Here is a 10,755-nt window from a genome sequence, read left to right on the forward strand (position 1 = left end):
ATTAATAGCTTTACCTACATGTCTCAGTTTCCCTTAAAAATTTTACAAGCCTCCGCCGGATCGGGTAAAACCTTCAGTCTCACCGCACATTACCTCACACTGCTCTTGTCGGGGGAAACGAAGTATCGCGAAATTCTGGCAGTGACCTTCACCAATAAGGCAACGGAGGAAATGAAAACCAGGATTATGGAGGTGTTGAAAGGCTTTGCAGAGGCAGACCCTTCTAAGAAGATCAACGATTACCGTGAAATTGTACTGCGGGCACATCCGGAAATGGATGCTATGGGACTGAAGCTTAAATCGGATCAGATCTACCGCAGGATCCTGCACGACTATAGTCGATTTTCGGTGAGTACCATAGACGGCTTCGTACAGAAGGTGATCCGGGGATTTGCTTTTGAATTGGGACTGGATGCCGGTTATGGACTGGAGATGAATTATGACAAGGTGAAGAACGAACTGGCCGGTCGCCTGGACAAGGCATTGGATAAAAATCCGGTACTACTGCAATGGATCATTGACCTGGCCCTGGACAGGATCAACAACAACCTGAGCTGGAACTACAGGAGGGAGCTCATTGAGTTAACAAATGAAATCTTCAAGGAGCGGTACCAGCCTTTTGAAAATGCCATCAAAAACCTGGGAGATGCTGCTGATCTGGACAGCCTTTTTAAAGATTACAATAAGGTAACCCGTCTGGGTATCGAAGCTTTTGAGCATGGTATCAGCTCCCTTGCTGCCGAGGCACTGGAGATATTCCATGTTGAAGGGCTGGCCACGGATGATCTGAAAGGTAAATCGAGATCGCCTTTAATGGCACTGCCAAAAATTGTGGAGGGTGAGCTCTCTAAAGTGAGCAGTCTTGAGAAACTAGTGGATGAGCCCGAACAATGGTTTCAGAAAGGAACAGTGACTGGTGCTTTTGCCGAACTAAATCCCATCATCGCCAAGCTGGTAGATACCTACAAAAAAGGCCTGTCAGGCTACGTACTTGCACAAGCCTTCAATAAAAATTTATACTACCTGCGCCTGATGCAGGAGATGGCCGTATTGCTGAAAGACTATCGGGCGGAGAGTCCGAACCTTTTGATCAGTGATGCGCAGACGCTCCTGAAGGGGATCACTGACGATGCCGATGACAATCCTTCTTTCATTTGGGAGAAAATGGGAAACCGCTTTAAGAACTTTCTGTTCGATGAGTTTCAGGATACCTCTGCCAACCAGTGGGGCAGTTTCAGGTCGCTGCTCAGCAATGCAATTGCATCACCCAGCGGAAAACTGACCGATCACCTGATCGTAGGTGATACTAAGCAGTCGATTTACCGCTGGCGCAATGGAGACTGGAACATCCTCCATCAACAGGCGAAACAGGATGTAAAAGCGCATAATGTAGTAGAAGAGAGCCTGGAAGAAAATTACAGGAGCACCAGAAATATCATAGCCTTTAACAACCAACTGTTTCGGAAATTACCAGAGCTGATGCAGCATCACCTGAACAATGCAATAGCTGAGCAGGAACAGGATGAGGTTTTGAGCTGGTGGCGGGAACAGGCTTTCGACCAGATCGTGCAGAAAGTTTATGCCGAAGCAGAACAAAAAACGACACCTTTTACATTGGAAGGAGGTACAGTCAGTCTGCATGTATTTAAGCAGGACGATGAAGGCAATGCCCTGACCAAAGTGAGTTTCAGGGAGCTGGCCCTGGAGAGAATGATTGGGGAGCTGCAACTGCTGTTTGAGGAAAAAGCTTATCAGCCCAGGGATATTTGTGTATTGGTACGCTCCAATTCAGAAGCAGTGGCTGCAGTAGAAGCATTGATGGAGCATGGTATCGATGTGATTTCCGGAGAAGCGCTGTTGCTGACCAACAATTCTGCGGTAAAGCTGATCATCAATACCCTACAGGTCATGGCTGGCTTATCCGAGAATACCTCACTTTACAAAGCCAATTGCATTAGTCTCTACGCACTTCTGCAGGAGAGGGATGTCCTTCCGGAGCAGTATTTCGACCTGAAAGAAAAAAGCCTTGTGCAGTTGGCCGGCCTCTTGCCGGCAACGCTGTGCGAGCACTGGCAAAGCTGGATGCAGCAACCTTTACCAGCCTTACTGGAAAAGTTAATCGCGGCCTACGGCCTGAATGAAAAAGAGCAGGTGTCCCATCTGCCCTATCTGATGGCCTTGCGGGATCTTAGCGGTAGTTTTGCATTGCATGGAGAGCGCGGCATAGCTGCCTTCCTGACTTATTGGGAAGAAGAAGGGGTACGTAAAACCCTTCCTTCTTCTGAAAATACAGATGCCGTGCAGGTAATCACCATCCATAAATCCAAAGGTTTGGCTTTTAGAGCAGTTATGCTGCCGTTTTGTAATTGGGATATCAATGGAAAGACCAATGGTATTTTTTGGGTCCCATCGGCAGATACGCCCTATCACCATTTGCGCAGCATCCCCCTAAAGTATAGTAAGGAACTGGGACGTTCCAGTGTGGCAAAGCCTTATTTTGAGGAACTACTATACAACAACATGGATGCGCTGAACATGCTTTATGTAGCCACTACCCGTGCAAAAGAGTACTTGTACCTAAGTATCATGGGCAAAAAAACAGCTACGGTAACCAATATCGGCGACCTGCTTGCCAAGGTCTACGAAGATCAGCTTTCGGATGAAGGAGCCTATGTCGTGGATGAGGCTGTGCCCTTGCAGCCTGAAAAGCCTAAGGAAAGAAACGAAATTGAACTGGACCATTATCCAGTCTCTGACCGTCTGAGCCAGGTTTTTGATGCCAGTTTAAAACGCAGGGAACTAGATCTGCTTACGGGGGAAAGCCCCGGCAGAACGGGTAGTATTTTGCATGAAGTGCTGGCTGAAGCTGAAGATGCAGCCCAGGTGGATGAGGTCTTGCAGCGCCTGTTGCTGGAAGGGCTCTTCAAAGCTGCGGAACTGCCTTATTTGAAGACACAGGCACTTTCCGTCTTGAACCATGCTGGTCTGCAACAAATTCTGAAGCACACGGAGCTGCGGCTGAATGAGCGCAGCATCATTGATGCGCAGGGCAAGAGCTACCGTCCGGATAAAGTGCTGATGAAGGCCGGGGAAGTCACCGTAATCGATTATAAATTTACCCAACAGGAGAGCGATAGTCATATTGCACAGGTAGACCATTACAAAAGCCTGCTGCTGGCCATGGGCTACAGTCAGGTAAAGACCTATTTGTTTTATGCCGCAAGCGGAACGTTGAAATTAGTATAAGGGATGCAGGAAGAATTCAAACCATTTTTAAGAGAAGTAGCGGAAGACCTGATCGGTCGTATTGGAGATAACCTGCAGCATGCCGCAATTGTCTTCAACAACAAAAGGCCGGTAGCCTATTTGCAGAGCCACCTCGCAGGGCTAATCGGCAAGCCCTTTTGGAGTCCATCTTTTTATACCATACAGGAATTTTTTGCCCTTTCTTCTGAAAGGAAAGTGGCAGATTCATTTACACAGTTCTTTACCCTGCATCAGGTGTACAACCGACTGGCTGCAGAAGAAGGAGAGCCGCCGATAGAACCGGCTAAATTTTATCCGATCGCGAGGGTGATCCTGAGTGATTTTGCCCAGATTGACAATGACCTGGTGGATGCAAATAAACTGTTTCTGCAACTGGAAGAGTTTGCAATCGTAGATTACCAGTTTGATTACCTGAGTGAAGAACAACAGGAGTTCCTGAAGGGCTTCTGGAATTCTTATTCCGAAGGAAAACAAAAAAAACAACAAGAGCAATTCATCCGGATGTGGCAGCGTATGCCGAGACTTTACCAGGATTACCACGATGGGCTGAAAGCCAAGGGCATGACCACGATGGGACAGATCTACCGGCAATTATCCCTGGGCCAGGAAGAAAGGCCTGGATTTACCGAAACCTTTGCGGCTGCAAAGCTCGTTTTTGTGGGCTTCAATGCCTTGAGCAGGGCCGAGGCTAAAGTATTCAGTCGCTGGCAGGACGAGGGAAGGACACTGTTTTATTTCGATACGGATGCCTACTACCTGGATGACCCCATTCAGGAAGCAGGACTGTTCATGCGGAAGAACCTGGAGCAGACGGGGCTGATTAACGCACTCGACAGCAGCAGAGACTTCATCAAGGCCATGCCGAAGCAGGTCGATGTCTACAAAACCCAGGGGCAGGTAGCCCAGGCCAAAATCCTCCATGAGGCCCTTCAGCGGGATTACCCTTTGCTGAAAGCGACTGACCATGCCGGGAAGATTGCATTGGTGCTGGCCGATGAGAGCTTGCTGATGCCGGTACTGCAGACCATTCCGACTCATTACCAGGATGAAAAAGGATCGCAGCCTATCAATATCAACGTCACTATGGGGTATCCACTTGTGGCTTCTTCCATCTTCGGATTGGCTGATCTTTGGTTGAGTGTACAGGCACAACTGATTCAGGAAGAGAAAGAAACGGTATACCACAGGGAGGTAGCGGCTTTCTTGTCACATCCGCTCAGCGGGATTACTGAGCAGCAGCGGGCAAAGATTCAGAAAGGACTGCTGGCAGAACAGCTTGCGGAGGTTCCCCTTTTCAGGCTACAGCGCCAGAAGGGGCTGATCGAGTTGTTTTTTACAAAGATTCAGGATGGGATACAAGCCACAAACACCCTACAGGCTATTTTTAAATATATCCTCGAGCAGCAACTGGCTGCTAAAAGCCTGAAGCAGACGGAGGCAGACCTGTTCATCTCCACGATTAAGGAACTCAACAGGCTGCATGACGGACTGGCGGATTACCTGCCGCGGTTGACCAGGGGTACAGAACTGGCCTTCGTACTGTCGCTCATTCAAAAAGCCGTGCAGGGTATTTCAGTGCCATTGACAGGCGAGCCGCTACAAGGCATACAGGTGATGGGCTTATTGGAAAGCAGGAGTCTTGACTTTGATCAGGTCTATATATTGGGGGTCAATGAGGGTCTGTTGCCTCAGACCAGTGTTTCTCCCAGTTTTATCCCGGATAGTATCCGCAGGGCTTATGGCCTGCCCGTTCTGGAAAATCAGGATGCCATTTCTGCCTATATGTTCTATAGGTTGTTACAACGTTCGAAGAAGGTCAGCATGGTGTACAATGCCCAGGCAGATGAAAGCAATACCGGCGAACCTACCCGTTTCCTGAAACAGTTGGAATACGAGAGTGGCTATACCTTCAACTACCTGGAACACAAGCAAGACATTAGTATTGCCCAAAAAAGACCTGTAGTGATACAGAAAGATGCTTCTGTTATGAAAGTGCTCCAGGGCTACCTGGACGGAAGTATGGCACTTTCAGCATCGGCACTGACTACCTACATCAACTGCCCGCTCCAGTTTTTCTACCGTTATGTGGCCAAAGTAAAGGAGCCTGAGGAGATTTCTGAAAACCTGGAGGCCAATTATATTGGCTCCATGTTGCATTTTGTGCTCGAAACCTTTTATCAGGACCTGAGGCAGATTGACCCGCTGATCAGTCGGGAACGTATTGCCGAATACCGGAAGCAGGTGCCGGGCCTGTCAGTAAGGGCCTTCTCTCAGGTCATGTTCGAGGACCAGCACCGGCAGGTACAACACAACGGCATGCACAAGGTGGTGCTGGCCATTGTAGAAGAATATGCAAATCTGATCCTGGACTATGACGAAAATGAAGCTCCTTTTGAAGTACTGGCCCTGGAGCAGAGGGATCAGGTGGTTTTTGAGTTCGAAGTGCGGGGGCAGAAACGTCAGATTACGCTTCATGGGATCATTGACCGTATTGACCGGAAAAACGGTATTACCAGGATAGTAGATTACAAAACGGGAGCAGACGTGCTCAGGTATTCCAATCTGGAAGAGGTATTCGATACCAATGGTAATAAACAAAATAAAGCCCTGGTACAGACCCTGTTTTATACCTATGTGTTTGAACAGGCCAATGGGCATCAGTTGGTAGAGCCCAACCTGTACAGCATTCGCAATATGCGTAAGGAGGGGACGTTTTTTATCGAAGGAAGAGACAAGTTGAAATTAAATGGGGCCTATCTGGAAGAGGTCAAAGCAGAATTTGTGGGCTATATGAAAGTAAAATTGTCGGAACTGTTTGATGAGCAGATACCTTTTGTACGTACAGAAAATGAAGCTGGATTCGCTTATTCTCCATATTTAACCTTGTGCGGCCTTTAAAAAACCAAATTACTTTTGCCGATTTTACAGATGCAAAGTGTAATTAAAACACTACTTTTTTATTAAAATACAATAACTATATTTGCTACCGTTAATATTTGAATATACAATGAGAGAGATTCAATTTAGAGAAGCTTTGCGTGAAGCCTTAAGCGAAGAAATGCGTAAAAATGAAAACGTCTTTTTAATGGGCGAAGAAGTTGCGCAGTACAATGGTGCTTACAAAGTTAGTCAGGGTATGCTTGATGAGTTTGGCGACAAACGCGTAATCGATACACCTATTGCTGAGCTTGGTTTCGCCGGTATCGGAATTGGTGCAGCTATGAACGGATTGATTCCGGTTATAGAGTTCATGACTTTCAATTTCTCACTGGTTGCTATAGATCAGATCATTAACGGAGCTGCGAAGATTCTTTCGATGAGCGGTGGACAGTTTTCTGTGCCTGCTGTGTTCCGTGGGCCAACCGGTAATGCAGGCCAGTTAGGTGCACAGCACTCTCAGAACTTTGAGAACTGGTATGCCAACTGCCCGGGATTGAAAGTGGTGGTTCCTTCTACACCTTACGAAGCTAAAGGTTTGTTGAAACAGGCCATTCTGGATCCAGATCCTGTAATCTTCATGGAGTCAGAAGTAATGTATGGTGATAAAGGTGAAGTTCCTGAAGAAGAATATTACCTGCCTATCGGTAAAGCTAATGTGGTAAAAGAAGGTACAGATGTGACCATCGTTACTTTTGGTAAAATGCTGACCCGTGTAGTGAACCCGGCTGTAGAAGAATTGACTAAAGACGGTGTCAGCGTTGAGGTAATCGATCTGCGTACAGTACGTCCTATCGATTATGCAACCATAATTGAATCGGTTAAGAAAACCAATCGCCTGGTAGTGGTAGAAGAAGCTTGGCCATTGGCATCTATCTCTTCCGAGATTGCCTTCAATGTTCAGAAAAATGCCTTTGATTACCTGGATGCACCGGTATTGCGCATCACTTGTGCAGATGTGCCACTTCCATATGCACCTACTTTGATCGCTGCGAGCTTGCCGAATGCAGAACGCGTAGTGAAGGCAGTAAAGGAAGTGCTTTACGTCGCAAAATAAGAGAAATTTATTAAAGAAAATATAATCCCGCAGGTTCATACCCTGCGGGATTTTTTATTTATTTTTGGCGCCATTGTACTTTAAGCAAATCAAATAAAGAAAAAATGAGTAACCACTCAATGATCATTGCTGCTGAACTTGCAGTAGCAGAAAAGCAGGTTATTGCGACTATTGAATTATTGGACGAGGGAGCTACTGTTCCTTTTATTTCACGTTACCGGAAAGAAATGACCGGAAGTCTGGATGAAGTACAAGTTGCGGCTGTACGCGACCGCTTCCAGCAACTGCGTGAGCTAGACAAACGCAGGGAGGCAATCCTAAAAGCCCTCACCGCTCTGGATAAGCTAAGTCCTGAACTGGAGCAGCAAATTAATGCAGCAAGCAACATCGCGACTATTGAAGACATTTACTTGCCTTACAAGCCTAAACGCAAGACCAGGGCTTCTGAAGCCCGGAAGAAAGGTCTGGAGCCATTGGCACTGAGCATTCTGGAGCAAAGTACATTGAATCCGGAGATCGCTGCAAATCAATTTTTGAATGCAGAACTGGGAGTCGCTTCAGTAGATGAAGCTCTGGCAGGGGCGAGGGATATTATCGCCGAACTGGTGAATGAACATGTGGAAGCCCGGACGACCATGCGGAAATACTTCCAGCAACATGCTGCCATCAAATCTTCCGTAGTAAAAGGTAAAGAAGAAGAAGGTATAAAATATAAAGACTATTTCGACTGGACTGAGCCTTTGAAGTCGAGCCCCTCACATCGTGTGCTGGCGATCCGCAGAGCGGAGAACGAAGGAATTCTCAAACTGGATACTATGCCCGAAGAAGGGGGAGCCATTGAATTGTTGGAAAAGCAGTTCATCAAGGCAAACAACGCCAGCGCTGCTCAGGTAAAACTGGCGATACAGGACAGCTACAAGCGTCTGCTTGGTCCTGCCATGGAGACAGAGATAAGAAGTTTTTCCAAAGAAAAAGCCGATGAAGAAGCCATTCGTGTGTTTGCTGAGAACGCCAGACAGCTGTTATTGGCGGCTCCTATGGGCGAGAAGAATGTATTGGCTATAGACCCGGGTTTCCGAACCGGTTGTAAGGTGGTATGTCTTGATCGTCAGGGAAAGCTTTTGGAGAACACCGCGATCTACCCGCACAATGGGCAGCGAGGCCTTGCAGATTCTGCAAGGGTGGTCAAAAACCTTTGTGACGAACATCAGGTAGAAGCCATTGCAATTGGGAACGGCACCGCAGGAAGAGAGACAGAAGTATTTATTCGCGGTCTTGGTCTTGAAGGGATAGTTGTTGTGATGGTAAACGAAAACGGAGCCTCTATCTATTCCGCTTCAGATGTGGCCAGGGAGGAATTTCCGAATCACGACATTACCGTCAGGGGAGCTGTTTCTATAGGGAGACGGTTGATGGACCCTTTGGCTGAGCTCGTCAAGATCGATCCTAAATCTATTGGCGTCGGACAATATCAGCACGATGTGGACCAGAATAAATTGCAGGCCTCACTGGATGATACCGTCATGAGCTGTGTGAATGCGGTAGGTGTGGAGCTAAATACGGCTTCTAAACAAGTACTGGCATATGTGTCGGGATTAGGCCCTCAGCTGGCACAAAATATAGTGAACTACCGCAACGAGCATGGAGCTTTTAAAAACCGTGAAAGCCTGCGTAAGGTGCCGCGTTTAGGTGATAAAGCTTTTGAACAGGCTGCAGGTTTCCTCAGGATCAGGAATGCAGAACATGTACTGGATACTAGCGCCGTGCACCCTGAACGCTATGCTTTGGTCAATAAAATGGCGCGGGACCTCAACTGTAGTGTGGCGCAGCTGATGCGCGATGCCGAGCTTCGTAAGCAGATCAAATTGCAGCAGTATGTTAGTGAGGAGATCGGTCTGCCTACTTTGAATGACATCATGAATGAACTGGCGAAACCAGGCAGGGATCCGCGTGAGCAGTTTGAAATTTTCAGTTTTACAGATGGTGTCAACGAAATTGCGGACCTGAAGGTGGGTATGAAATTACCTGGTATCGTAACCAATATTACGAATTTTGGGGCTTTTGTAGACATTGGTGTACACCAGGATGGCCTGGTACATACCAGTCAGCTATCTGACAAGTTTGTGAGTAATGCCAATGAGGTAGTCAAGGTCCATCAGAAAGTAGAGGTGACAGTAGTGGAAGTGGATGTAGCCCGAAAGCGAATTTCCCTCTCGATGAAAGATGGTTCACAGAAAGCCAGACAAGAGCACAAGAAAAGAAATGATAAACCTCAGTCAAACGGAAAGCCTGTGCGTCCTGCATCCAAACCGGATCAGCACAGAAAGCCCGGAAAACCGAATGGAAATCCCAAAGGCGGACAGAAAGAAAAACTGCCGGATGGTGATTTGCAAATGAAGCTGGAAGCTTTGAAGAATATGTTTAAATAGAAAAAGGAGCGGTTATCCGCTCCTTTTTTATGCTGATCAGCGATAGGATTTTTATAATTCAATCTGTCTCCTGATGCTTTCTTCCAATGAAATCAGCGTTTCTGTACGCTGTATGCCGTTCACAGCCTGGATCTCTTCATTAAGTACATGCCTCAGATGGGTGGTGTCGCGGCAGATGATTTTTGCAAACATGCTATAGGCACCCGTAGTGTAATGCAGTTCTACCACTTCCTTGATTTTACTCAATTGTGCTACCGCATCCTTATATTGTATTCCTTTTTCTAGGTAAATACCCAAGAATGCACAGATGTCGTAACCAGCTTTCTGGGGATCAATGATCAGGTGTGAGCCTTTGATGATGCCCATTTCCTGTAGTTTTTTCATTCTTACATGGATGGTTCCCCCGGATACAATGAGATCTTTTGCGATTTCAGTATAGGGTTTTGTGGCATCCTGCATGAGTTGTTTCAGGATATCGATATCCAGGTTATCAATTTCTAAATTTTGGCTTTCTTTTTTAAGCATCATTTTGACATTTGTTAACGATATTCAAATTTAATTATAAATATTATAAAAATAAAATTAAATGTTTAAAATATTTGCAACATATTGAGGTTGTTGTTACATTTGTATCAAGCAAGTCAGAAAAAATAATCGTTCTTTAACATTTGCTTATACTCTGTAGGGTGGTGAAATTGGCAGACACACCTCCTTGTCTCGGTGGCGGAGAAAATGGAAAACCCGTAAGGGCTAACTACTCCTTGAAGGTTCGACTCCTTCCCCTACAGCCACTAAAGTTATCAGTGATGACTTGTAAGTTTTTAAGCCTAAACCTAAAACTTACAAGTCTAACACTTGACTTGGTAAACAATGTTGGGTGGTGAAATTGGCAGACACGCCTTCTTGTCTCGGTGGTGGGGATAAATGGATAAACGCAGTTTATGGGTTGACCACAAATTAATTTTTGAACTGTAGCTAACTACCCCTTGAAGGTTCGACTCCTTCCCCAACAGCCAGTTTTTTTATGAATAATAAGTTAGTTAAAAACGAGTGACCTTGGATGAG

General features: G+C 46.3%; 5 protein-coding genes and 2 tRNA genes. 6 read left to right on the forward strand and 1 reads right to left on the reverse strand.

Translation table 11 applies throughout. The annotated features are described in order from the left end of the window. Positions 1-18: 18 nt before the first annotated feature. The 4 genes from WAE59_RS22060 (at position 19) to WAE59_RS22075 (ending at position 9,690) form a co-directional block, all read left to right on the forward strand. Positions 19-3,246, forward strand: a complete 3,228-nt coding sequence (locus tag WAE59_RS22060; protein ID WP_337858155.1) for a UvrD-helicase domain-containing protein — start codon at positions 19-21, stop codon at positions 3,244-3,246. A gap of 3 nt (positions 3,247-3,249) precedes the next feature. Next, positions 3,250-6,165: a PD-(D/E)XK nuclease family protein gene (locus tag WAE59_RS22065; RefSeq protein WP_337858156.1), complete on the forward strand. Its 2,916-nt coding sequence runs from the start codon at positions 3,250-3,252 to the stop codon at positions 6,163-6,165. Between the two features lie 109 nt (positions 6,166-6,274). After that, entirely contained in the window at positions 6,275-7,261 is a 987-nt protein-coding gene (locus tag WAE59_RS22070; RefSeq protein ID WP_337858157.1) for a pyruvate dehydrogenase complex E1 component subunit beta, read from the forward strand. A gap of 104 nt (positions 7,262-7,365) precedes the next feature. Further along, positions 7,366-9,690, forward strand: coding sequence for a Tex family protein (locus WAE59_RS22075; RefSeq protein ID WP_337858158.1), 2,325 nt, complete (start codon positions 7,366-7,368; stop codon positions 9,688-9,690). 51 nt (positions 9,691-9,741) lie between these two features. Here WAE59_RS22075 and WAE59_RS22080 read toward each other — a convergent pair whose 3' ends face one another. Further along, positions 9,742-10,215, reverse strand: a complete 474-nt coding sequence (locus WAE59_RS22080) for an Lrp/AsnC ligand binding domain-containing protein (RefSeq protein ID WP_337858204.1) — start codon at positions 10,213-10,215, stop codon at positions 9,742-9,744. Positions 10,216-10,370: 155 nt separating this feature from the next. Here WAE59_RS22080 and WAE59_RS22085 point away from each other — a divergent pair. Next, a tRNA-Asp gene (locus WAE59_RS22085) sits at positions 10,371-10,481 on the forward strand. 80 nt (positions 10,482-10,561) lie between these two features. After that, positions 10,562-10,706: transfer RNA gene (locus WAE59_RS22090), tRNA-Asp, on the forward strand. The last annotated feature ends 49 nt before the right edge of the window (positions 10,707-10,755 follow it).

The sequence above is a fragment of the Pedobacter sp. GR22-6 genome, from assembly GCF_037402555.1.
In the GTDB taxonomy this organism is placed as follows: Bacteria; Bacteroidota; Bacteroidia; order Sphingobacteriales; family Sphingobacteriaceae; genus Pedobacter.